Origin of the sequence: Ramlibacter montanisoli (assembly GCF_013087525.1) — a bacterium.
GTDB classification, from domain to species: domain Bacteria; phylum Pseudomonadota; class Gammaproteobacteria; order Burkholderiales; family Burkholderiaceae_C; genus Ramlibacter; species Ramlibacter montanisoli.
This window is the reverse complement of sequence record NZ_JABFCS010000001.1, coordinates 2,796,010-2,819,152: the sequence shown is the minus strand read 5'-3', so window position 1 is coordinate 2,819,152 and position 23,143 is coordinate 2,796,010. Positions and strand designations below refer to the sequence as shown.

The 23,143-nt window shown below is 69.1% G+C and carries 20 protein-coding genes and 2 pseudogenes; 8 read left to right on the top strand and 14 right to left on the bottom strand.

All coding sequences use genetic code 11. The features are described 5' to 3' along the window. The first annotated feature begins 2 nt into the window (after positions 1-2). Together phnE and HK415_RS13840 are read left to right on the top strand one after the other, a co-directional pair. On the top strand, positions 3-839 hold the full coding sequence (phnE, locus tag HK415_RS13845; protein ID WP_171560185.1) for a phosphonate ABC transporter, permease protein PhnE: 837 nt from the start codon (positions 3-5) through the stop codon (positions 837-839). A 21-nt stretch (positions 840-860) separates the two neighbouring features. After that, entirely contained in the window at positions 861-2,072 is a 1,212-nt protein-coding gene (locus HK415_RS13840; protein WP_171560184.1) for an FAD-dependent monooxygenase, read from the top strand. Between the two features lie 40 nt (positions 2,073-2,112). Here the strand turns inward: HK415_RS13840 and HK415_RS13835 are convergent, their stop codons facing one another. The 7 genes from HK415_RS13835 to HK415_RS13805 form a co-directional block, all read right to left on the bottom strand. Next, complete coding sequence (locus HK415_RS13835) at positions 2,113-3,324, bottom strand: ABC transporter substrate-binding protein (RefSeq protein ID WP_171560181.1); 1,212 nt, start codon at positions 3,322-3,324, stop codon at positions 2,113-2,115. Positions 3,325-3,356: 32 nt separating this feature from the next. Then, positions 3,357-4,409 (bottom strand): branched-chain amino acid ABC transporter permease, encoded by a 1,053-nt coding sequence (locus tag HK415_RS13830; protein ID WP_171560179.1) that lies wholly within the window; start codon positions 4,407-4,409, stop codon positions 3,357-3,359. A gap of 2 nt (positions 4,410-4,411) precedes the next feature. Continuing rightward, on the bottom strand, positions 4,412-5,284 hold the full coding sequence (locus tag HK415_RS13825; RefSeq protein WP_171560177.1) for a branched-chain amino acid ABC transporter permease: 873 nt from the start codon (positions 5,282-5,284) through the stop codon (positions 4,412-4,414). A gap of 8 nt (positions 5,285-5,292) precedes the next feature. Beyond that, positions 5,293-6,009, bottom strand: coding sequence for an ABC transporter ATP-binding protein (locus HK415_RS13820; RefSeq protein WP_171560175.1), 717 nt, complete (start codon positions 6,007-6,009; stop codon positions 5,293-5,295). Beyond that, positions 6,009-6,815: an ABC transporter ATP-binding protein gene (locus HK415_RS13815; RefSeq protein ID WP_171560173.1), complete on the bottom strand. Its 807-nt coding sequence runs from the start codon at positions 6,813-6,815 to the stop codon at positions 6,009-6,011. Before HK415_RS13815 ends, HK415_RS13820 begins: the two co-directional genes overlap by 1 nt. 145 nt (positions 6,816-6,960) lie before the next feature. Continuing rightward, complete coding sequence (locus tag HK415_RS13810) at positions 6,961-8,181, bottom strand: c-type cytochrome (protein ID WP_171560171.1); 1,221 nt, start codon at positions 8,179-8,181, stop codon at positions 6,961-6,963. A 120-nt stretch (positions 8,182-8,301) separates the two neighbouring features. Beyond that, a complete protein-coding gene (locus HK415_RS13805) occupies positions 8,302-9,183 on the bottom strand; it encodes a LysR family transcriptional regulator (RefSeq protein WP_171560169.1) in 882 nt (293 codons plus the stop codon). A gap of 104 nt (positions 9,184-9,287) precedes the next feature. On the opposite strand from HK415_RS13805, the gene HK415_RS13800 reads away from it, so the two are divergent. The 3 genes from HK415_RS13800 to HK415_RS13790 all read left to right on the top strand — a co-directional run bounded on the left by HK415_RS13800 (position 9,288) and on the right by HK415_RS13790 (position 12,356). Next, positions 9,288-10,262 (top strand): tripartite tricarboxylate transporter substrate binding protein, encoded by a 975-nt coding sequence (locus tag HK415_RS13800; protein WP_171560166.1) that lies wholly within the window; start codon positions 9,288-9,290, stop codon positions 10,260-10,262. An 8-nt stretch (positions 10,263-10,270) separates the two neighbouring features. Next, on the top strand, positions 10,271-11,818 hold the full coding sequence (locus tag HK415_RS13795) for a UxaA family hydrolase (RefSeq protein ID WP_171560164.1): 1,548 nt from the start codon (positions 10,271-10,273) through the stop codon (positions 11,816-11,818). A 151-nt stretch (positions 11,819-11,969) separates the two neighbouring features. Further along, positions 11,970-12,356, top strand: a complete 387-nt coding sequence (locus HK415_RS13790) for a hypothetical protein (protein WP_171560162.1) — start codon at positions 11,970-11,972, stop codon at positions 12,354-12,356. A 58-nt stretch (positions 12,357-12,414) separates the two neighbouring features. On the opposite strand, the gene flhD is transcribed toward HK415_RS13790, so the two are convergent. The 6 genes and pseudogenes from flhD to HK415_RS13760 all read right to left on the bottom strand — a co-directional run bounded on the left by flhD (position 12,415) and on the right by HK415_RS13760 (position 15,707). After that, on the bottom strand, positions 12,415-12,744 hold the full coding sequence (gene flhD, locus HK415_RS13785) for a flagellar transcriptional regulator FlhD (RefSeq protein WP_171560160.1): 330 nt from the start codon (positions 12,742-12,744) through the stop codon (positions 12,415-12,417). Between the two features lie 155 nt (positions 12,745-12,899). After that, on the bottom strand, positions 12,900-13,451 hold the full coding sequence (gene flhC / locus HK415_RS13780) for a flagellar transcriptional regulator FlhC (protein WP_171560157.1): 552 nt from the start codon (positions 13,449-13,451) through the stop codon (positions 12,900-12,902). Between the two features lie 33 nt (positions 13,452-13,484). Further along, positions 13,485-13,784 (bottom strand): flagellar protein FliT, encoded by a 300-nt coding sequence (locus HK415_RS13775; protein ID WP_171560154.1) that lies wholly within the window; start codon positions 13,782-13,784, stop codon positions 13,485-13,487. Between the two features lie 14 nt (positions 13,785-13,798). Beyond that, a complete protein-coding gene (locus tag HK415_RS25185) occupies positions 13,799-14,041 on the bottom strand; it encodes a cache domain-containing protein (protein ID WP_253262237.1) in 243 nt (80 codons plus the stop codon). A 386-nt stretch (positions 14,042-14,427) separates the two neighbouring features. Then, positions 14,428-14,628 carry a hypothetical protein gene (locus HK415_RS13765; protein WP_171560151.1) on the bottom strand — a complete coding sequence of 67 codons (201 nt, stop codon included), beginning with the start codon at positions 14,626-14,628 and terminating at the stop codon, positions 14,428-14,430. A 147-nt stretch (positions 14,629-14,775) separates the two neighbouring features. After that, positions 14,776-15,707 (bottom strand): annotated as a pseudogene (locus HK415_RS13760) (dihydrodipicolinate synthase family protein). Between the two features lie 132 nt (positions 15,708-15,839). Between HK415_RS13760 and HK415_RS13755 the strand changes: the two are divergent. The 3 genes from HK415_RS13755 to HK415_RS13745 are packed head-to-tail and all read left to right on the top strand — an operon-like array spanning position 15,840 to position 19,428. After that, the gene (locus HK415_RS13755; protein ID WP_171560149.1) at positions 15,840-16,823 is read left to right on the top strand and encodes a tripartite tricarboxylate transporter substrate binding protein; all 984 of its coding nucleotides are present in this window, start codon (positions 15,840-15,842) and stop codon (positions 16,821-16,823) included. A 4-nt stretch (positions 16,824-16,827) separates the two neighbouring features. Further along, complete coding sequence (locus HK415_RS13750) at positions 16,828-18,558, top strand: IlvD/Edd family dehydratase (protein ID WP_171560147.1); 1,731 nt, start codon at positions 16,828-16,830, stop codon at positions 18,556-18,558. A 45-nt stretch (positions 18,559-18,603) separates the two neighbouring features. Beyond that, complete coding sequence (locus HK415_RS13745; protein WP_171563425.1) at positions 18,604-19,428, top strand: aldo/keto reductase; 825 nt, start codon at positions 18,604-18,606, stop codon at positions 19,426-19,428. Positions 19,429-19,529: 101 nt separating this feature from the next. Here HK415_RS13745 and HK415_RS13740 read toward each other — a convergent pair. Then, a pseudogene (locus HK415_RS13740) lies at positions 19,530-23,104 on the bottom strand (indolepyruvate ferredoxin oxidoreductase family protein); the annotation flags it as partial. Positions 23,105-23,143: the final 39 nt, after the last annotated feature.

The window sequence follows — 23,143 nt, the reverse complement described above, 5'->3', positions numbered from 1 at the left end:
CCATGGAGCGCCTGAAGAAGCAAGCCGCCGCCAACGAGGTGTACCGCCTGCCGCCGCCGCTGTTCGACGCGCGCTGCCGCGCCTGCTGGTTCGTGGCCGCCGCGCTCGCCATGGTCGTCGCCAGCTTCTGGACGCTGGACCTGCAGTGGGCACGCTTCCTGTCGCTCGACGCCCTGCAGCGCATGGGCCGCTTCGCCGGCGAGCTGCTGTCTCCCAACCTCGATGCCGCCTTCCTGCGCAAGCTGTGGCCGGCCGCGCTGGAGACGCTGGCGATGTCGATGCTCGGCACCTTGCTGGCGGTGGTGGGCGGCCTGCTGCTGGCGCTGCCCGCCAGCAAGCTGCACGCCGAGGACAAGGCGGGCTGGCGCCCCGCCACCCGGCTGGTGCTGAACATGCTGCGCAGCATCCCGGAGCTGATGTGGGCGGCGCTGCTGCTGATCGCCGCCGGCCTCGGGCCCTTCGCCGGCACGCTGGCGCTCGCGCTGCACACGAGCGGCGTGCTGGGCCGACTGTTCGCCGAGGCGATCGAGAACGCCTCGCCCGGGCCCGCCTTCGCGCTGCGCGTGCGCGGCGTGCCGGAAGGCCGCGTGTTCCTCTACGCCACCTTGCCGCAGGTGCTGCCGCAGCTGGTGAGCTACACGCTGTACCGGTGGGAGAACAACATCCGCGCGGCCGCCGTGCTGGGCGTCGTGGGCGCCGGCGGCCTGGGCCAGATGCTGGCCTTCCACCTCGGGCTGTTCCAGATGGCCGAGACCGGCTCCGTGCTGGCCGCGATGTTCGTGCTGGTGGCGATCGTCGATGTCGGCAGCTATGCGGCGCGCCGTGCGATGTCGCGGTGACTTTGCCGACTTCGTAGGCTGGTGGTGAACGCAGTGAAGCCCGGCATCGCGATTGCGGGAGCCGGCCTCGCAGGCCTCACGCTCGCCCTGGCCCTCCTGCAACGCGGCTTCCGCGTCCAGGTCTTCGAACAGGCCGCCACCCTCGCCGACGTCGGCGCCGGCCTGCAGCTCAGCCCCAACGCCACCCGCTGCCTCTACGCGTTGGGCCTGGAACCCACGCTCTCCCGCGTCGCCAGCATCCCGCGCGGCAAGCAGGTGCGCCTGTGGAGCACCGGCCAGCGCTGGAAGCTGTTCGACCTCGGCGAGGCCGCGCTCGCCGACCACGGCTTTCCCTACCTGATGTTCCACCGCGCCGACCTGCACGCGGTGCTGGTCGATGCCCTGCGCGCGCTGCAGCCGGACTGCATCACGCTCGGCGCGCGCTGCGCGGGTTTCGTGCAGGACGCATCGGGCGTGCGCCTGTCGCTGCACGACGGCCGGGTAGTGGAATGCGACGTTCTCGTCGCCGCCGACGGCGTGCACTCTGCCCTGCGCACGCAGCTCGGTCACGCGGACGCGCCGGCGTTCACCGCTTGCGCGGCGTGGCGAGGCCTGATCGCCATGGACCTGCTGCCCGAACGCCTGCGCGAGCCGGTCGGCACCAACTGGATCGGCCCGGGCGCGCACGTCATCACCTATCCGGTGCGCGGCGGCGCGCTCCTCAACTTCGTCGGCATCGTCGAGGGCGTGCCCTGGTCGCGCGAATCGTGGACCGAACGCGGCACGCGCGAGGCCTGCGCCGCCGACTTCCGCGGCTGGCACGAGGACGTGCAGCTGCTCATCTCCGCCCTGGAGCCGCAGCCGCTGCGCTGGGCGCTGATGGGACGCGAGCCGCTGGCCCGCTGGGGCGAGGGTCGCGTCACGCTGGCCGGCGACGCCTGCCATCCCACGCTGCCCTTCCTGGCGCAGGGTGCCTGCATGGCGATCGAGGATGCGCTGGTGCTGGCGCGCTGCCTGCACGCACACGCCGCGCAGCCCGATCACGCGCTGCGTCGCTACGAGTCACTGCGCATCGATCGCACCGCGCGCATCGTGCGCGGCGCCAACGAGGCCGGCAAGCGCTTCCACAACCCGGCGCTGGCCGACGCCGCGGGCGCGCAGGCCTACGTGGACCGGGAGTGGAGCGAGGAAAAGGTACGAGAGCGGTATGGGTGGCTGTTCGCGTACGACGCGTTGGCTGTCGACGTCCTGTAGGTCAGGGTCAGCCCGAAGGCGAACCCCGACACCACGTGCATCACTTCACCGCCATCGGCTCCCCGAACGCCACCCAGGTGTTGCCGTCGAAGCGCACCAGCTGCATGGTCTGGAAGGGCGCGAAGTCGTCCGGGCTGGTGTGCGCCAGCACGCCGGGCAGCGCCATCGGGATCTGGAAGTTGCGGATGCTCGCGGCCTGCTTCATCACGTTCTCGCGCGTGAGGTTGTCGCCGCATTGGCGCAGCACCTGCGCCGTGAGCTGCGCCACCGCCAGGCCGTAGGTGTTGTTGCCGTCCATGGGATCCAGGTCGGGCAGGTACTTCTTCATGAAGGCCAGGTAGTCCTGCATGGCCTTGTCGCTGGCCCACTTCGGGTCGCTCGGGTCCTTGATGTACTGCATGGAGATCAGCCCCACCGACTTGTCCAGCCCCGCGGGCTTGAGCACCGAGCCGACGCTGGCCGACACCTGGTTCAGGTAGTGCACCGGCTTCCAGCCCACGTCGGCGACCTTGCGGATGGCCTGCGCCGCGAACTTGGGCGTGGTGATGTTGAAGAAGGTGTCGGCGCCCGAGCTTTGCAGCGTGACGATCTGCGAATCGACCGTGGGGTCCGTCACCTCGTAGGTCGCGCTCTTGACCACCATGGCCTGCGCCTTGGCGCCCAGGCCGTCCATGAAGCCCTTGAGGTAGTCCTTGCCGTAGTCGTCGTTCTGGTACAGCACGGCGATCTTGGCGTTCGGCCTGGTCGCCAGGATGTGCTGCGCGTACAGCTTGCCTTCGCTCTGGTAGTTGGGGTTGAAGCCCATGGTCCAGGGGAAGTTCTTCGGGTCGTTCCACTTCGACGCGCCGGTGGCCAGGAACAGGTGCGGCACCTTCTTCTGGTTCATGTAGCGGTGGATCGCCGAATTCGACGGCGTGCCCAGTGTGTTGACGGTGAACAGCACCTCGTCCTGCTCCACCAGCCGGCGCACCATCTCCACCGCCTTGGGCGGGCTGTAGCCGTCGTCCAGGCTGATGAAGTTGATCTTGCGCCCGTTGATGCCGCCCGACTCGTTCAGCATCTTGAAGTACGCGGCCTCGACCTTGCCGATGGTGCCGTAGGCGGACGCGGGGCCGCTGTAGGGCATGGTCTGCCCGATCTTGATCTCGGTGTCGCTGGCACCGGGGTCGTAGCGCTTCTGCGCCAGGGCGGGAGCGGCCGCCAGCGCCAGGCCCAGTGCGGCCAGCACGATGCGGCGGTTCTGGTTCGACATGATGGGTCCTTTCAGGGGAGAGAGCGCGGCGATCACGCCGCTGGGGAGCCCCGGCCCGTGCGGCGCTGGAGGCGCAGCCAGGCCAGGCGCAAGGCACCGGAGATGCCGGTGGGCATGACGTACATGAACACGATCATCGCGGCGCCATAGAGAGCCCAGGGCGCCGCCTTGGACACCTGGTCCGCCAGGTTGGGCACGAACTGGATGAACAGCGCGCCCCAGAAGGCCCCGGTGATGGAGGCCAGCCCGCCCACCACCATGCCGACCACCAGCGTGATCGACAGGAAGATGGTGAAGCTGTCCGGGGCCACGAAGGCCACGACGACGGCGCCCAGCGCGCCGGCCACGCCGGTGAACATCGCGCTGACGCCGAAGGCGAGCGACTTGTACATCGCGGTGTCCACGCCCATGGTGGCGGCGGCGATGGGATGGTCGCGGATCGCGATCAGCGCGCGCCCCACGCGCCCGCGCAGCAGGTTCCAGGCGATCACGAACATCACCACCGTGATCGCCAGCGTGAACAGGAACAGCCAGCGGTCCGCATTGAGCTTCAGCCCGAGGATGCTGGCGATCGGCGGTTCCGGCTTCATCAGGATGATGCCTTGCACGCCGCCGGTCCATTCCTCCAGGTGCTTGTATTTCAGCAGCTGCGGCAGCGCCACGCCCAGCGCGAAGGTGGCCAGCGCCAGGTACACGCCTTCCAGCCGCAGCGCCGGCAGGCCGAACAGGAAGCCGGCCAGCAGGCAGACCGCGCCCGCCGCGGGAATGCACATCCAGTAGGGCACGCCGAACTTGTCCATCAGGATCGCGGTCACATACGCGCCGATCGCGTAGAAGGCGCCGTGGCCGAGGGAGACCTGGCCGTTGTAGCCGGTGAGGATGTTCAGCCCGAGCAGCGCGATCGCGTAGATCAGCACCATGGTGAGCTGGAACACGCGGTAGTTGCTGACCACGAAGGGCAGCACGCAGGCGGCGGCGACGACCAGGATCGCGCCCAGCAGCCAGCCGCGCGACCAGCCGCGCACGCCGCCGCTGGCCTGCGCGGGAGCCACGGGAGGAAGGTCGACGGGGGTGGCGGCTTCCATGCTCAGACCCGCTGCACGATGACGCGACCGAACAGGCCGGCGGGCCGCACCACGAGCACGCCGACGATGAGGACCAGGGCGACGGTCAGCTTCAGCTCCGTCCCGATCAGGTAGGCGCCCACGATGTTCTCCAGCACGCCGACGATGAAGCCGCCGACGACGGCCCCGCCGGGACTGTCGATGCCGCCCATGAGCGCGGCGGCGAAGGCATAGAGCAGCACGCCGGTCATCATGTTCGGGTCGAGGAACACGATGGGCGCGATCATCATCCCGGCCGTCGCGCCGGTCGCCGCGGCGAGTCCCCAGCCGAGCGCCAGCATCCAGCCGACGCGGATGCCGACCAGGCGGCTGGAGTCGGGGTTCTGCGCCGCCGCGCGCATCGCCAGGCCCAGCGGCGTGAAGCGGAAGAACAGGTACACCATCATCAGCACCACCAGCGTGACGCCGATCGCGCCGAGTTCGTGCGCGGAGACGATGGTCAGGCCGAAGGGCGCCTTGCTGGGAAAGGGGCTGGGGAAGGACTTGATCGTGTAGGTGTAGATCCAGCCGGCCACGCTGTTGAGGATCAGCAGCAGGCCGATGAACACCACCACCGTCGTCAGCACGGGAGCCCGCTCCACGGGGCGGATCAGGATGCGCTCGATCGCCACGCCGAGCACGAAGGACAGCACCACCGTCGCGAAGAAGGCACCCCAGTAGGGCCAGCCGGCCTGGATCATCGTCCAGCACAGGTAGGTGGCGAACATCGCCATCTCGCCCTGCGCGAAGTTCACCAGCCGCGTGGCGTTGTGGATCATCACGAGCGCCAGCGCGAGGCTGGCATAGATGCCGCCGGTGGCGAGACCGGCGAAGACCTGGTGCAGGAAGGCGTCCATGCGGTCCTTCAGTAGCCGAGGTAGGCGCGGCGCACCGCGTCGTCGTTCATCAGGTCCTTGCCGCTGCCGGACATCAGGATGCTGCCGGTCTCCAGCAGGTGGGCCTGGTCCGCCAGCTTCAGGGCCATCGCGGCGTTCTGCTCCACCAGCAGGATGGTCACCTTCTGCGTGCGGTTGATGTCGCGCATCACCTCGAAGATCTCCTTGACCACCATGGGCGCCAGGCCGAAGGAAGGTTCGTCCAGCAACAGCAGGCGCGGGCGCAGCATCAGCGCGCGCGCCACCGCCAGCATCTGCTGCTGCCCACCCGACAGCGTGCCGGCCTGCTGGTGGCGCCGCTCCGCGAGGATGGGGAAGAGGCGGTACATGCGCTCGTAGTCTTCGGCCAGGTCGCGGTGGTTGCGCCGCGCGTAGGCGCCCAGGCGCAGGTTCTCCTCGGTGGTGAGGTCGGTGAAGGTGCCGCGGCCGTCCGGGACATGGGCGACGCCCAGCCGCACGATGTCCTCGGTGGACTTGCCGTCGATGCGCTGGCCGTCGAACAGCACCTCGCCGCTGGTGCGCACCATGTTGCAGATGGCGCGCAGCGTGGTCGTCTTGCCCGCGCCGTTGGCGCCCAGCAGCGCCGTGATCGTGCCTTCCTCGATGGCGAAGGAGAGCCCGTGCAGCACCTCGGTCGGCCCGTAGCCCGCGCGCAGATTGCGCACTTCGAGCAGCGGGGCGGCCATCAGCTTTCCGTCCCCAGGTAGGCCTGCACCACCTCGGGGTCCTTGCGCACCTGCGCCGGCGTGCCCTCGGAGATCTTGCGGCCGAAGTTGAGGGCCACCACGTGGTCCGACACGCTCATCACCAGGCCCATGTGGTGCTCCACCAGCAGCACCGTCAGGTGGTACTGGTCGCGGATCGCCTTGATCAGGCTGCCCAGGGAACCCACTTCCTCGTGGTTCAGGCCGGCGGCCGGTTCATCCAGCAGCAGCAGCGAAGGCTCGCTGGCCAGCGCGCGCCCCAGCTCCACGCGCTTGCGCGTGCCGAAAGGCAGTTCCGCCACGCGCTGCTGCGCGACCTCCTCCAGCCCGAGGAAGCGCACGAGCTCGCTCGCGCGCCGCGTGCTGTCGGCTTCCTCCTCGGCCACGCCCGGCAGCCGCAGCGCGCTTGCCAGGAAGCCCTTGCGCGTGCGCGGATGGCGCCCGACCTTGATGTTGTCCAGCACGGTCATGCTGGCGAAGAGCGCGAGGTTCTGGAAGGTGCGGCCTATGCCCATGCCGGCGACCTTGTGGCGCGGCACGTCTTCCATGGGACGGCCGTCGAAGGTGATGCGGCCTTCCGAATAGCCGTACAGCCGCGACAGGCAGTTGAAGAGCGTGGTCTTGCCGGCGCCGTTGGGGCCGATCAGTCCGGCGATCTGGCCGCGCCGCACGTCGAAGGAGACGCCGTCGAGCGCGGTGATGCCGCGGAAGCGCACGCACAGCCCGTGCACGGACAGCAGCGGGGCGTCGCCCCCGCCGTTGCGGACCGCGCTTCGTTCCTGGAGCATGGGCACTCGCTGGACCTCGGCCTTGCCAAAGAGGTCTGCATGCTTCCATGCAAAGACGCCGCGCCCGCATGGTGTTTTCCCGCAGCCTGTCGCGCAGGCGATGCCGGGCGCGCCGCATCGGGCCCGGCCACGTGCCGCCCGTGCGCTACAGCGAGCGCAGGTACTGCGCCACGTCCAGGATCTCCTGCGGCGTCAGGCCCAGCAGCATCTTGGTGTTGTAGACCGTGACCACCTGTTCCGTCGTGGCGGCGGATCCGTCGTGGAAGTAGGGCGCGTGCTGCCACAGGCCGCGCAGCGGCGTCGTGCGGTACAGCTTGGTGGCGGAGCGGTCCGCATGGCTGGGCACTTCCGGCTCGACCATCGAGTCGGTCTTCGGGTGCAGCCGCAGGTTGGCATCGGTGAAAGTGCTGCCGGTGTGGCAGGTCGAGCAGCGGGCCTTGCCCTCGAACAGCGCCTTGCCGCGCGCGGAGGCGGTGGCGTCGAAGGAGCCGGCCGGCGGCGCCGGCGCGGCCAGCGAGAGCTGGTAGGCCTGCAGCGCGGGCAGCCTGGAGGACACGAGGTCCTGCGTGCCGTTGGTGATGTTGATGCCCAGGCGCGGTTCGGTGAAGGTTCCCTGGCCGCCCATCTGCGTGACCGCGACGTAGCGGTTCCAGTAGGCGATGTCGTCGCCGTCGCCGGTGAAGGTGATCTTGTGCACGTCCTGCAGGCCGAAGGCCGGCGGGATCACGGCGGGCTTGCTCAGGCCGTCGATGTTGAAGCGGGGGTCGTACATGCCCTTGCCCCAGGATGCGTAGATCGCCTTCTGCGTCGTGCTGAGCGCCGGCGACAGGGAGATGATCAGCCCGGGGTCGAGGTCGCGATTGGCCCAGCCATCGAGCCGCTTGCCGATGCCGCTGGAGAAGCTGTTGTCCACCGTCGAATGGCACAAGGCGCAGGTGACACCCACGCGGGTCAGGCGGTCGACGCCGTTGATCGTCTCCACGCGGCCCTTGATGCCGACCACGGCATCGAGCTTGATGAGGGCGACCGTCGTGGCCGGGCTGGTCAGGTCGACGGTGCCGTTGCGGATGCCGTTGGCCACGGAGGCCGGCAGCGCCTCCGAATCCACCTTGAGCCCGACGGTGAGCGCGAGCGTCGGCGAGACCTGCTGCTCGATCACCTCGTGCATGCGCAGCGTGTCGGTCCAGAAGATCTCGTCGCCGAAGGTGTCGAAGCGGAAGATCTGCCGGCCCTGCGCCTGCAGCAACGCGGTGTTCACGCCGCCGCCACCGCCCCCACCTCCGCAGCTGGCCAGGGTGGCACCCGTTGCCGCGAGCACGGCGAGCAGCAAGGTTCTCGAAAAGATGGATGGCGGACGTCGGTTCATGGGATCTCCCTTCAACCCAGCAAAAGGCTGCTGTGATGCTTTAGATGTCACCACGCACCATTTCGTCCCCAGCGTCGAGCACTTATCTTTTCGCGGCCGTTCCACCGCCGAGGGAATGATTCAGCGATGGGCAGCGTCTGCCGGACCGTGATCGGCCTCGGCGAGCAGCGCACGCGCCAGCGCCGCCTTCGGGCCTTCGGCCCACACCAGCCCCATGCGCCGCACGGGCGCCGGCGGCGGCAGCGGGATGCGCACGACCTCCAGTCCCTCGGGCCAGGGTGGCGTCCAGTCCGGCACCAGCGAGACGCCCAGGCCCTGGTGCACGAACACGGCGATCGCATTGAGCGCGTCGATCTCGATGCGCTCCTGCGGCTGGATCTGGTGCTCGCGCAGGTAGGCATCCGCCATGCGGCCGCCCCACATCGAGCGGTCGTAGCGGATGAAGGGCTCGCTGGCCAGCAGGTCCATCGGGTCGCGCCCGGCGAACGCGGCGGGTGCCAGCACGCACAAGGGCTCCTCCACCAGCAGTTGCCAGCCGCAGGACTTGGGCAGCGTGAACTGCGGCTCGACGATCACCGCCGCATCGAGCATGCCGAGGGTGACGCGCTGATACAAGGTGCCCGAGTTGCCCGGCTCCATGTAGACGGCCAGCTTCGGATGCTTGCGGTACAGGCCGCGCAGCAGCGGCGGCAGCACGCCGGTGAGGGCCGAGGCGGACACGCCGAGGCGCCACTCACCCAGCGGCGCGTCGTCGTTGGCCAGCGCCTGCAGGTTGCGCACGTCGCGCAGCAGGCTGCGCGCGTGGTTCAGGATGCGCAGGCCCGACTCGGTGGCCTTCACCGTGCGGCCGGCGCGCCGCACCAGCTCCGTGCCCATGGCTTCCTCCAGCGACTTCACGCGCGCGGCCACCGCCGCCGGCGTGAGGTCCAGGCGGCGCGCGGCCTCGGCCATCGAGCCGCAATCGACCACCATCACGAAGCTTTGCAGGAACTGCGTGTCCATCCGGAACAAAACTTCATTATCGATTGAATGTGGCGGCGGCCTGTTTATCGCGGCGGCCGCCTGGCCCATGATCCCCGGCGCAGCATCCCAACGGAGACCAGAACTTGAATTTCACCCGCCGTACCGTCCTCGCCGCTTCCGCGGCCGCCCTCGCCGCCGCCGCCCTGGCGGCCCATGCCGCCGGCTTCCCCGACAAGCCGGTGCGGATCGCCGTGGGCTTCGCCGCCGGCGGCGGTGCCGACATCGTGGCGCGGCAACTGGGCCACCAGATGGGTGCGCAGGTCGGCCAGTCCTTCGTCGTGGAGAACAAGCCGGGTGCCACCGGCACCATCGCCGCGAGCTTCGTGGCCAAGGCCCCGGCGGACGGCCACACGCTGTTCCTCGGTTCGCAGTCCACCATGCTGGTGGCGCCCGCCATCTATCCCAAGCTGCCGTTCGACCCGGTGCAGGACTTCACGCCGGTGTCCATGCTCGTGTCCATGCCCATGCTGCTGGTGGTGCACCCCAGCGTGCCGGCCAGGACCGTGCAGGAGCTGGTCGAGCTGGCGAAGAAGGGCGACCTGTCCTATGCCTCCGCCGGCGCCGGCGGGCCGCAGCACACCGCGGGCGAGCTGTTCGCCAACCTCGCGAAGATCAAGCTGACCCACATCCCGTACAAGGGCGAGGCGCCGGCGCTGACCGACGCCATCGGCGGCCAGGTACCGGTGATGTTCTCCAACCTGCCGGCCGTGATGCCCTACGTGAAGGCCGGCAAGCTGCGGGCACTCGCCGTGAGCAGCGCCAGGCGCCATCCGGAACTGCCGGACCTGCCGACGGTCGCGGAAGCGGGCAAGCTGCCCGGCTTCGAGGTGCTGACCTGGTACGGGGTGTTCGCTCCGGCCGGCACCCCGCCGGCGGTCGTGAAGAAACTCGAAACCGAAGCGATCGCGGCATTGAAGTCGAAGGAGCTTTCCGGCAAGCTCGCCGACCAGGGCTTCACCGTCGTCGGCAGCACCAGCCAGCAGTTCGCCGCCTTCATGAAGTCCGAAGTGCCGCGCTGGTCCAAGCTGATCAAGGACGCGAACATCCGCGCCGACTGAGCACCACCATGATCGAACTCTCCGCCAAGAAGGTCGCCGGCCCCATCATCCGCCTGCATCCCAAGGACAACGTGGTGGTGGCGCGGGTGGACGTGGCCATCGGCACCGCCGTGCCCAGCGAAGGCTTCACCAGCCGCAGCCAGGTGCCGGCGGGCCACAAGATCGCCGCGCGCGCGATCCAGGCCGGCGAGGCGATCCTGAAGTACAACGTGTGCATCGGCTTCGCGGCCGTGGACATCGCGGCGGGCACCTACGTGCACTCGCACAACGTCAGCTTCCGCGAGTTCGACCGCGACTACGCCTACGGCAAGGAGTACGTGGAGACGCCGGTGCTGCCGGAAGCGCAGCGGGCGAAGTTCATGGGCTACGTGCGGCCCGACGGCCAGGTGGGCACGCGCAACTTCATCGGCATCCTGTCCACCGTGAACTGCTCGGCGACGGTGGTGCACAAGGTGGCGGAATGGTTCACCGAGGAACGGCTGGCGGACTATCCGAACATCGACGGCGTGGTGGGCCTGTCGCACGGCCTGGGTTGCGGCATGGAAATGAGCGGCGAGCCGATGGACCTGCTGCGGCGCACGCTCGGTGGCTTCGCCAAGCACCCGAACTTCGCGGGCGTGCTGATCATCGGCCTGGGCTGCGAGCGCAACCAGCTGTCCGGCCTGCTCGCGCAGGAGAAGCTGGAAGCGAATCCGCGCCTGCAGACCTTCGTGATGCAGGAGTCCGGCGGAACGCGCAAGACCATCGAAGCGGCGGTCGAAGCCGTGAAGAAGATGCTGCCGCGCGCCAATGACGTGGTGCGCGTGCCGGTGCCGGCCAGCCACCTGAAGATCGGCCTGCAGTGCGGCGGCTCCGACGGCTTCTCCTCGATCACCGCCAACCCGGCGCTCGGTGCGGCCATGGACATCCTGGTGCGACACGGCGGCACCGCGATCCTGTCGGAGACGCCCGAGATCTACGGCGTGGAGCACACGCTGACGCGCCGCGCGGTCAGCCGCGCCGTCGGCGAGAAGCTGATCGAGCGCATCCGCTGGTGGAAGGACGAATACTCGCCCGGCCGCGACGTGCAGATCAACGGGGCGGTGAGCCCGGGGAACAACACGGGCGGCCTGGCCAACATCTTCGAGAAGTCCCTGGGCTCCTCGATGAAGGGCGGCACCACGGGCCTGATGGAGGTCTACCGCTACGCCGAGCCGGTGAAGCAGAACGGCTTCGTCTTCATGGACACGCCCGGCTTCGACCCGTGCTCCGCCACCGGCCAGATCGCAGGCGGCGCCAACATGATCATGTTCACCACCGGCCGCGGCTCCATGTTCGGCGCCAAGCCGGTGCCTTCGATCAAGCTCGCCACCAACACGCCCATGTACAGCCGCCTGACGGAAGACATGGACTACAACTGCGGCGAGATCCTCGACGGCACCAAGACCATGCCCGAGACGGCCGAAGAGATCTTCCAGCTGATGCTGCGCATCGCTTCCGGCGAGCGCAGCAAGAGCGAGCTGCTCGGTCTCGGCGACCACGAGTTCGTGCCCTGGAACATCGGCGTGGTGAGCTGACCGCCCATCACTTCCTTGCACGATAAGCCGCTCATCGCTGCACGCGCCCGCCCATCGGAGACGCCGGGGAAAGGTCCTCCTGTTTCGCTGATTGAATCCTAGGGGCGGCCCCTAAGCTCTCTCCATCAAGAACGGACGAGGAGAGAGTCGCATGAAGAAAGCCATGACGCTGGGCCTGCTGGCCCTTGCGGCCGGAGCCGCCCAGGCCGGCACCTATTCGGCCATGCAGGAAAACGACTGCAGGCTGGTCACGCCCGGCCAGCTGTCCGAAGTGATCCAGAAGGTCGGCAAGGACACGGGCCTGAACCTGCCCAAGGACATGGCGATCCGCACCGAGGTGCACTGCGCGCCCGATGGCAACAGCAAGCGCTTCGTCTACACGATCCGCGCGGCCATCGAGAAGCTGGTGCACGACGGCGAACAGCAACGCTGGGCCCACGTGGCGCAGCTGACCGGCTACGGCACCACGGCCAACACCGCGAGCCTGCTGCGCGAAGTGCGCTTCACGGTGCGCGACGTGATCCGCCAGGAGCCCTGAGCGGTCGAGGAATTCGGGGTTGGGAAATCGCCGCCGGAGCACCCGGCGGCTTTTTTTCTCAGGCGGCGCTGGAACTGGCGGCCTGGTGCTGCGCGCCGGCGAGCACGATGGAGATGTGGGCCTGCTGCAGCGCAGCCTGGCGGTCGCCCTGCATCACGGTCTTCACGATCGGCAGTTCGTCCAGGCGGAAGGCGCACAGCACGAAATTGCTGGTGGCGATCTTGATCACCTCGGACAGCGACATGCCCACCAGCAGGTCGGCCATCTCGGTGCTGATGCCCAGGCGCAGCATCGCCGCCGCCTTGTCCTGGCGCAGCAGCTTCTGCGCGAGAAGCATGTAGGTCAGGTTCAGGTCGGCGATTTCCTTGCTGGAATCAACTGCGCTCATGGGGTCTCCGTCTGGGGCATCGCGAAAGGTGTGACATCATGTTACGGACTGCAACACGTGTCATCCCCCGCGTGGTGCGGCCGTGACGAATCTCTCCCTGCCCGATGCGCCGTCCGGACCGGCGGGCCGCAAGCGGGGATGAGCGGCGCAGGCTCCTAGGCGGTTTCGCCCGGGTCGGCCGGCGCGTCGTGGGCGACGCGCTTCTTCTTGCCGGCCCGCGAGGGCGGGCGGCACAGCACGCACACGTAGCCGGCCTGGTTCTCGTGGGGATGGGTGACGAACTGCCCGGTGCAGCGGGTGCACTGCGTCAGCTGCAGCATGTCGCTTTCGAAGAACTTCACCAGCGTGGCCGCGCGCGTGAAGTCCAGCACCGGCGCGTCGCCGTGCGTGCGCACCTGCTCCTGGTACATGCGGAAGGCCTTCACCAGCGCATCGAGCCGGCCTTCCGAGTGGGCCAGCATGTGCCGGTAGTTGTTGTAGAACATGGAGGCGTGGATGTTCGCCATCCACGTCATGTACCAGTCGGTGGAGAAGGGCAGCAGGCCCTTGGGCGGCGAGGTGCCCTTGATCTCCTTGTACAGGCGCAGCAGCCGCTCGCGGCTGAGGTTCACCTCCGCCTCGATGAACTGCAGGCGCGCGCCCAGCTCGATCAGCGTGACCGCCAGCTGGACTTCGCGCGCCTCCTGGAGAACGCTCTTGCCGGACATCCCAATCCCGTCCCGTGTGGAACGGCGATTGTGTCAGGACGCGCGCTGCAGTTCCGCCATGCGTTGCACCAGGTGCACGAACTGGGGCCGCACCAGGGAGCTCAGGGCTTCCTGGTCCGAGCGGATGCGGCTGGCCAGCGCCGCGAGGCGCGAGCGCTCGATGCCGGAGAGCGCGTCCCCGTCCATCTCGCGCAGCCGGCCCACGAGGCTGCTGCAGTGCGCATCCAGGCCGGGCAGGGCGTCCCAGCGGCGGGCGCGCGCCAGTTCGACCATGCGCGCGACCGTGCCGGCCAGTTCACCGTAGCAGGCGAGGACTTCGTCCAGGCTGGTCATCCCCGCCCCGGGACTCACTTCTTGTAGATGCCGCCGCAGACGATGTAGTCGTCCAGGCGTTCGCAGTAGGCGGTCTTCGGCTCGATCTTCTTGGTCACCGGGTTGTTGAACTTGTAGTCGGTCCAGAAGGTGCCCTTGGACTGCGCCAGGGAGACGCGCTCCTTGATGTACTCCTTGCCGTCCATGTCCTTGATCTCGATGAAGTTCTTGCCCACCATCTTCTCGTTGGTGCCATGGGCCACGGCGGTGCCGTCCATGCGGTGCACGGCCAGGTACAGGTCGCGGTCGTGGAATTCCTTGCTGTCGCGGCGGGTGATCTCGGCGAAGCCCTTTGTCGTGGCCGTTGGCCTTGATGTAGGCCACGCCCTTCTTGACCATCGCCACGGCTTCCTTCTCGGTCGCTGCGTCCTGCGCCATGGCGGCGCCGCCGACGGCCACGGCACACGCGGCCAGGGCCAGCTTGATAGCTTGCTTGCGGTTCATTTCCCTCGTCCTCTCGATTCAGACTGCGGACGCGGACGGATGCCCGCGACTCAGGCTGCCATTGTCGGGCAGCACGGCCGGGCTCAATGCGGTGAACAGAGGGAGGTTTTGCCGCTTGCTCGCGGGCTGGAGGGGCGGGCGCGGACGCCGACGCCGACGCTCAGATCGGCCGGTCGCGCAGCAGCTGCATGGCCTGCTGGTGCACGCGGTCGGCGGCCAGGCGCTGCTGCAGCAGCCGGTGGCCCTGCGGGCCGTCGGCGTAGACCGTGCACTCGATGGCGTCGGCCGCCTCGCTCGCCGCCCGCCACTGGGCGTGCAGGCGCTCGAATTCCGCCAGCGTCGCGCGCTGGTCGGGGCACATCGGGAAGGGCCTCGGCGTCATGGACGTGAGTAGAAAGCGGCAGGGCGCCGGCGATCTTGACGCAGATCACCGGTCGCCCCGCGCGGACGGCCGGCAGGCCCCGCCGGCTTGATCCAGCGCAAACGCCGGGCGGCTCCCGGCCGCGGCTCAGGCCAGCGCGGCGGCCTTGGGCATGGTGAAGCCGACCTGGTCGAGCGAGGCGCGCAAGGTCTGCTGTTGCTCGGCGCCCAGGTCCACCAGGGGCGGGCGCACGTGCACCCAGTCCTGCCGGTCGGTCTTCCAGGCGATCGCCGCTTTCATGGCCGGGATCAGCGGGAACTGGGCGAAGGCCGCCCGCGTGGCGTCCAGCTTCTTCTGCTGGTCGTCGGCGTCGGCCTGCTTCCAGGTCTTGTAAAGCTGGACGATCGCCGTGGGGTTCACGTTCGCCGTGGCCGTGATGCAGCCGGGGCCGCCCGCGCGCAGGTCGGCCAGCAGGAAGTTCTCGCTGCCGGCGAACACGTCGAAGCCCTGCGGCCCGAACTCCTCGATCATGGCCTGGGTGTGCTTCCAGTCGCCGCCGCTGTCCTTCATGCCCGCGACGATGCCGGGATAGGACTTGAGCAGGCGGGCGACCACGCCGCGCGGAATGGGCACGCTGGACACCGGGGGATGTGGTACAGGTACACGCGCAGGCGCTCGTCGGCCACCGCGTCGATGATGGTGGCGAAGTTGCGGTACAGGCCTTCCTCGCTCACGCCCTTGTAGTAGAAGGGCGGCAGCATCAGCACGCCTCCCACGCCTGCCTGCACGGCCCGCTTCGTGAGTTCGATCGAGTCGCTGATCGCGCAGCAGCCGGTGCCGGGCATCAGCCGCGCCGGCGGGATGCCCGCTTCCAGCAGCGCGTCGAACAGTGCGCGCTTCTCCGCCACCGACATCGAGTTGGCCTCGGAGTTGGTGCCGAAGATCGCCAGCCCCACTTCCTGGTCCAGCAGCCAGCGGCAGTGGCGGATGAAGCGGTCGGGGTCCGGCTTGTAGTCGGCGCCGAAGGGGGTGAGGACGGGCGAAAGGACGCCCTGCAGGCGGGGTGTGGCGGCGGTCATGCTGCGGATTGTGCGGAACGGGAACGCAAAGTATTTTTTGTTTGAAGATAGGACAAGCGTGTTTCCCCTGCACGGCGGGGCGCCACACTGCGCAGCTGGAGCATTCCAAACACCAAACCCACAGGAGACAACATGCCCCAGATCCTCAGGCGCGCCCTCTGCGCCGCCTTCACCGCCGCCGCCCTGCTGCCCGCCGCCGCGCTGGCCGCCTGGCCCGACCACCCGATCAAACTGGTGGTGCCTTACCCGCCCGGCGGCGCCACCGACGTGATCGGCCGCATCGTGGCGCAGCGCCTGTCCACGGCGCTCGGCCAGCAGGTGGTCGTCGACAACCGCGGCGGCGCCGGCGGCAACATCGGCGCCGACCTCGTCGCCAAGGCCAAGCCCGACGGCTACACGCTGCTGATGGCGGCCATGACCTCGCACTCCACGATGGCGCGCCTGGAGCGCGGCAAGCTGGCGTACGACCTGCAGAAGGACCTGGTGCCGGTGCAGGTGGTGGGCTACGTGCCGCTGGTCTTCGTGGTGCACCCCTCGGTGCCGGCAACCAGCTTCCAGCAGCTGGTGAGCTTCGCCAAGGCCAATCCCAAGAAGCTGACCTACGCGTCCTCCGGCGCCGGCGCGCCGCAGCGCATGGCCGTGGAGATGTTCCGCGTGCAAAGCGGCGCCGACATGATCCACGTGCCCTACAAGGGCAGCGGCCCGGCGATGACCGACCTGGTCGGCGGCCAGGTGCTAATGGCGGCCGAGACCGTGCCCGCGGCCCTGCAGCAGGTCAAGGCCGGCAAGCTGCGCGCGCTGGCCGTCACCACGCCGACGCGCATCTCCATGCTGCCCGACGTGCCGACCGTCAACGAGTCGGGCTGGAAGGACTTCGACGTGGTGTCCACCTTCGGCGTGATGGCGCCGACCGGCACTCCCGCCGACGTGCTGGCCCGCCTGAACGCGGAGATCGGCAAAATCATGCAGGACCCGGCGGCCAAGGAGCAGTTCCTGCAGCAGGGCGTGTACACCCTGGCGCCGCAGACGCCGGCGGAAGCCTCCGCGCGGCTGCGGGCGGAACTGGCCAAGTGGTCGAAAGTGATCGACGAGACCGGCGTGAAGGCCGACGAATGACACCATGACGAAACCCGACGACAGCACCGGCATGAAGAAGGGCCTCACCAACTACGGTGACGCCGGCTTCTCGCTCTTCCTGCGCAAGGCCTTCATCAAGGGCGCGGGCCTGACCGACAACGCGCTCGACCGTCCGGTGATCGGCATCACCGACACCGGCAGCGGCTACAACCCCTGCCACGGCAACATGCCGCAGCTGGTGGAGGCGGTGCAGCGCGGGATCATGCTGGCCGGCGGCCTGCCGGTGAAGTTCCCGACGATCTCGATCGGCGAGAGCTTCGCGGCGCCCACCAGCATGTACCTGCGCAACCTCATGTCCATGGACACCGAGGAGATGCTGCGGGCGCAGCCGATGGACGCGGTGGTGCTGATCGGCGGCTGCGACAAGACGGTGCCGGCGCAGCTGATGGGGGCGGCCTCGGCGGGGCTGCCGGCCATCCAGCTGATCACCGGCTCGATGCTGACCGGATCGCACCGCGGCGAAACCGTGGGCGCCTGCACCGACTGCCGCCGCTACTGGGGCAAGTTCCGCGCCGAGGAGATCGACGCGCAGGAGATCGCCGACGTCAACAACCAGCTGGTGCCCAGCATCGGCACCTGCTCGGTGATGGGCACGGCGAGCACCATGGCCTGCATCGCCGAAGCGCTGGGCATGACGGTGCCGGGCGGCGCCTCGCCGCCGGCCGTGACGGCCGCGCGCATGCGGGTCGCCGAGCAGACCGGGACCGTCGTGGTGCAGATGGCCAAGAGCCGCCTGACCATCGACAAGGTGCTGACCGAGAAGGCCTTCGAGAACGCGATGCGCGTGCTGCTGGCCATCGGCGGCTCCACCAACGCCATCGTGCACCTCACCGCCATCGCCGGCCGCCTGGGCTTCGAGGTGGACCTGAAGGCGCTGGACCGCATGGGCCGCGAGACGCCGGTGCTGCTGGACCTGAAGCCCTCGGGCCAGCACTACATGGAGCACTTCGATGCCGCCGGTGGCATGGCCACGCTGCTGCGCGAACTGAAGCCGCTGCTGCACCTGGATGCGCTGACCGTCACCGGCCGCACGCTGGGCGAGGAGCTGGAGCGCGCCGCGCCGCCGTTCAAGCAGGACGTGGTGCGCCCGTTCGCGAACCCGATCTATCCGCAAGGCGGCATCGCGGTGCTGCAGGGCAACCTGGCACCGGGCGGCGCGATCATCAAGCAGTCGGCGGCCGACCCCAAGCTGATGGAGCACGAGGGCCGCGCCGTGGTGTTCGAAGGGCTGGAAGACCTCGCGACCCGCATCGACAGCGACGACCTCGACGTGAAGGCCGAGGACATCCTGGTGCTGAAGAACATCGGTCCCAAGGGCGCACCGGGCATGCCGGAAGCCGGCTACATCCCGCTGCCACGCAAGCTGGCGCGCCAGGGCGTGAAGGACATGGTGCGGATCTCCGACGGTCGCATGAGCGGCACGGCCTTCGGCACCATCGTGCTGCACGTCACGCCCGAGTCCGCCGTCGGCGGCCCGCTCGCGCACGTGCGCAATGGCGACCGTATCCGGCTGTCCGTGAGCAATCGCGAGATCAGCCTGCTGGTGTCCGATGCGGAACTGGCGAAACGTGCCAAGGAGCAGCCGGTGGAAGTGCCCACGGCCGCGCGCGGCTATCGCAAGCTGTTCCTGGCGACCGTGACGCAGGCGGACAAGGGCGTGGACTTCGACTTCCTGGCAGCGCCGGAGACCAAGGGCACCGTCCCGAAAGCCTAGGCGATACTCTGCGCTGGACCAGGAGCCTCCATGGATCTAGAGCAGATGCGCACCCGCCCCATCCCCGGCAGCCGCGAGCCCTTGCCGGTGATCGGCTGCGGCACCTACATGGGTTTCGACCGCGCGCCGGGCACGCCGGAATTCGACCGGCTGCCCGAGGTGCTGAAGGCGCTGTTCGACGCCGGCGGCAGCGTCGTCGATAGCTCGCCCATGTACGGCAAGGCGGAAGCGGCGGTGGGCCAGGTGCTGGACGAGGCCGACACCCGCGAGGAAGCCTTCATCGCGACCAAGGTGTGGACCACGGGCCGTGACGCGGGCCTGCGGCAGCTGGAAGAATCGCTGCGCCTGCTGCGTTGCGACACCATCGACCTGGTGCAGATCCACAACCTGCTGGACTGGCAGGTGCACCTCGCCACCCTGCACGCCTGGCGCGAGGAGGACCGCGTGCGCTACATCGGCATCTCGCACTACGCCGCATCGGCGTACGCCGAAGTGGAGGCGGTGCTGCGCAGCGAGCCGATCGACTTCCTGCAGATCAACTATTCGGTGCAGGAACCTGAAGCCGCGCAGCGCCTGCTGCCGCTGGCGCAGGAGCGCGAGGTCGCGGTGCTGGTGAACCGGCCCTTCGGCGGCGGCGGGCTGATGCGCAGGCTGCAAGGCAAGGCGCTGCCCGCGTGGGCTTCGGAGATCGGCTGCACGACGTGGTCGCAGGTGCTGCTGAAGTTCGCGTTGAGCCATCCGGCCGTGACCTGCGTGATCCCGGGCAGCGGCTCGCCGGAACACATGGCGCAGAACGCGGCGGCCGGGTGCGGGGTGCAGCCGGAGCTGAAGTGGTGGGACGACAAGCTGGATTCGATTCGTTCCCTGTAGGCTGGTGGTGAGCAACGCGAACCCCAGCGGTGCGCGCAAGCGCTGGGGTTCGCCTTCGGGCTCACCGCCAGCCTACGAAACACTTCACGCAGCTGCCGTGACGCGAATCCCCGGATCTGCCCCGCCTCCCGCCCCACCGCCGGCCGCGGATAGGTCGCCGGGTCGAACTTGTGCAGCAGCTCCGCCTCGCGCGCGCGGGCCAGCGCCAGGTTCGCCAGCTTCACGTGGCCGAAGCCGCGCACCTGCAGCGGCAGCGACGCGATCTCCACCGCCGCCTTCAGCCGCTGAGCGTCCAGCGCGGGCAGCAGCGATTCGATGCGCGCCCGGTAGGCCTCGACCAGCTCGCGTTCCAGGCGGCGCTCGGCTGTCCTGCCGAAGAAGTCCAGAGCGGTGCCGCGCAGGCGGCGGCCCTGCGCCAGCAAGCTTCATCGCCGGCATCATCCAGGCGCCCAGGCGCAGCTTGCGCGGCGGCTTGCCGTCCTGGGAACGGCTCAACACTGGCGGGGCCATGTAGAACTCCAGCGCGATGTCGCCTTCGAACTGCTGCTGCAGCGCGCTGGAACTCGCCGTCGGTGTAGAGGCGGGCGACTTCGTATTCGTCCTTGTAGGCCATCAGCTTCAGCAGGCCCTCCGCGACGGCGCGGGTGAAGGGCAGGGCGCCTCGGGTCTCCGCCTGCGCGGGGATGACGGAGGTGGCGGAGAGCTCACGTTCGCGCACGCGCGCGACGAAGTCCGCGTAGAGGCCGGCATAGCGCGCATCCTGGTAAGCGGTGAGGTGCGCCACGCCGCGCGCGATGAAGGCATCGAGCGAATCGGCCACCGGCGCCTGCAAGGACTCGCCGCGCACCAGCGCCGCGATCGCCTGCGCGTCGCCCGCGGCCAGGCGGCCGAGCGAGAAGGCCAGCTTGTTGTTGTCCACCGCCACGCCATTGAGCTCGATGGCCCGCAGCAGCGCTTCCAGGCTCACCGGCACCATGCCGCGCTGCCAGGCAGAGCCGAGCGCGACGATGTTGGAATAGATCGAGTCGCCCAGGAAGGCCTCGGCCAGCGCCTGCGCATCCAGCGTCTCCACGCGCTCGGCGCCGGCGGCGAAGCGCAGCTTCTCCAGCAGTTGCGGCATGCGCAGGATGGCATCCGGGTTGCGCACGTTCTCGGCTACCGGCACTTCGTGCGTGTTGGCCAGGATGCGGGTGCGGCCATGGCGCACGGTGGCCAGGGCATCAGGGGATGCGCCCACCACGAGGTCGCAGGCCAGCAGGGCATCCGCCTGCTGCGTGTCGATGCGCACCTGGTTCAGGCGCGACGGCACGTCGGCGAATCGCACGAAGCTGAGCACCGAGCCGCCCTTCTGCGCGAAGCCCATGAAGTCCAGCACGCTCGCGCTCTTGCCTTCCAGGTGCGCCGCCATCGCCACCAGCGCGCCTATGGTCACGACGCCGGTGCCGCCGACGCCGGTCACGAGCAGGTCGTAGGGAGCCGCCCAGGTGTGCGGCGCCGGACGCGGCAGGGCTTCCACCCGCTGCAGGAATTCCGCACTGCCGCCGCCGCCCAGCGCGCCCATCCGCTTGCGCGGCTTGCCCCCGAGCACGCCGACGAAGCTGGGGCAGAAGCCCTTGGCGCAGGAATAGTCCTTGTTGCAGCTGCTCTGGTCGATCTTGCGCTTGCGGCCCAGCGGCGTCTCCAGCGGCTGCACCGCCACGCAGTTGCTCTGCACCGAGCAGTCGCCGCAGCCTTCGCACACGCGCTCGTTGATGAACACGCGGCGCGCCGGATCGACCAGTTCGCCTTTCTTGCGGCGCCTCCGCTTTTCCGCGGCGCAGGTCTGCTCGTAGATCAGCACGGTCACGCCAGGCATCTCGCGCAGCCGCCGCTGCACGGCATCGAGCTGGTCGCGGTCGTGGAATTCGGTGCCGGCGGGGAAGCGGCCATGGATCGCGTCGTACTTGGCGATGTCGTCGGAGATCACCACCACCTTCTTCACGCCCTCGGCCTCCACCTGCCGCGCAATGCCGTCGACGGTGATGATGCCGTCGACCGGCTGGCCGCCGGTCATGGCGACCGCATCGTTGAACAGGATCTTGTAGGTGAGCGTGGCCCTGGCCGCGACGGCCTGGCGGATCGCGAGGTAGCCCGAGTGGTAGTAGGTGCCGTCGCCCAGGTTCTGGAACACGTGCGGCACCCTGGTGAACATCGCGTGCGACACCCAGTCCACGCCTTCGCCGCCCATCTGGATCAGGCCTTCCGTGTCGCGGTCCATCCAGCTCGCCATGAAGTGGCAGCCGATGCCGGCCTGCGCATGCGAGCCTTCCGGCACCTTGGTCGACACGTTGTGCGGGCAGCCGGCGCAGAAGTAGGGCAGGCGCTTGACGCTGTCGCTCTCGTTGGACAGCAGCTCGGGCAGCGTGAAGTCGCGCACCAGGTGGCGCCGGTCGAGATCCGCGAAATGGCCGACCAGCCAGTTGGCCACGGTCTCGATCAGGCGCGAGGGACGCAGCTCGCCGAGCGCCGACACCAGCGGCCGCTCCTGCGCGTCGCGCTTGCCGACGATCGCGGGCCGCTCCGCGGCGTTGTAGAACATGGAGCGCAGCTGCTCCTCCACCACCGGCCCCTTCTCCTCGATCACCAGCACTTCCTTGAGACCGCGCACGAACTCGCGCATGCGGGTCGGCTCGATCGGGTAGGTCAGGCCCAGCTTGTAGATGCGCACGCCATGCGCGGCCAGCGTCTCCAGCGGGATGTCGAGGCGCCGCAGCACTTCCAGCAGGTCGTAGTGCGCCTTGCCGGCGGTGACGATGCCGACGGTGGCGCGCTCGCTTTGCACGACGTGCCGGTCGATGCTGTTGACGCGCGCGAAGGCCCGCACCGCATCCAGCTTGGCATGCAGGCGCTGCTCGATGGTCAGGGAAGGCAGGTCGGGCCAGCGGTAATGCAGGCCTCCGGGGGGCGGCGTGTAGCCGGTGATGCCGCGCACCGTGTCGGCGTCCTGCCAGGTGGCGACGCGCGCGTTCACCAGGTCGAGGTCCACCGTGGAGCCGCTCTCCACCACTTCCGACAGCGCGGTGAAGCCGACCCAGTTGCCGGAGAAGCGCGAGAGGGCCCATCCATACAGGCCGAACTCCAGGTACTCGGCGACGTTGGCCGGCGCGACGACGGGCGCGTGCCAGGACTGGAAGGCCTGGTCGCTCTGGTGGGGCATCGAGGAGGACACGCAGCCGTGGTCGTCGCCCGCCACCATCAGCACGCCGCCGTGCGGCGAGGCGCCGTAGGCGTTGCCGTGCTTGAGCGCGTCGCCCGCGCGGTCCACGCCCGGCCCCTTGCCGTACCACAGCGCGAACACGCCGGCGCAGGTGCGCTCGGGATCGGCCTCCACGCGCTGCGTGCCCAATACTGCGGTCGCACCCAGCTCCTCGTTGATCGCGGGCAGGAAGCGCAGTCCCGCGTCCTCGAACTTGCGCCCGGCCTTCCACACGGCCTGGTCCACCATGCCCAGGGGCGAGCCGCGGTAGCCGCTGATGAAGCCGCGCGTGTCGAGGCCGGCGGCCGCGTCGCGCTGGCGCTGCATCAGCATCAGGCGGATCAGCGCCTGCGTGCCGGTGAGGAAGATGGCGCCCGCGGGGGCCCACAGGCTGTCGGCCAGCTTGTAGTCGGGACGGACGATAGGGCTGCTTGTCTCCATGGCTGTACTCCGCCTTTTCGGGAAAGCACAGCTTAGGCC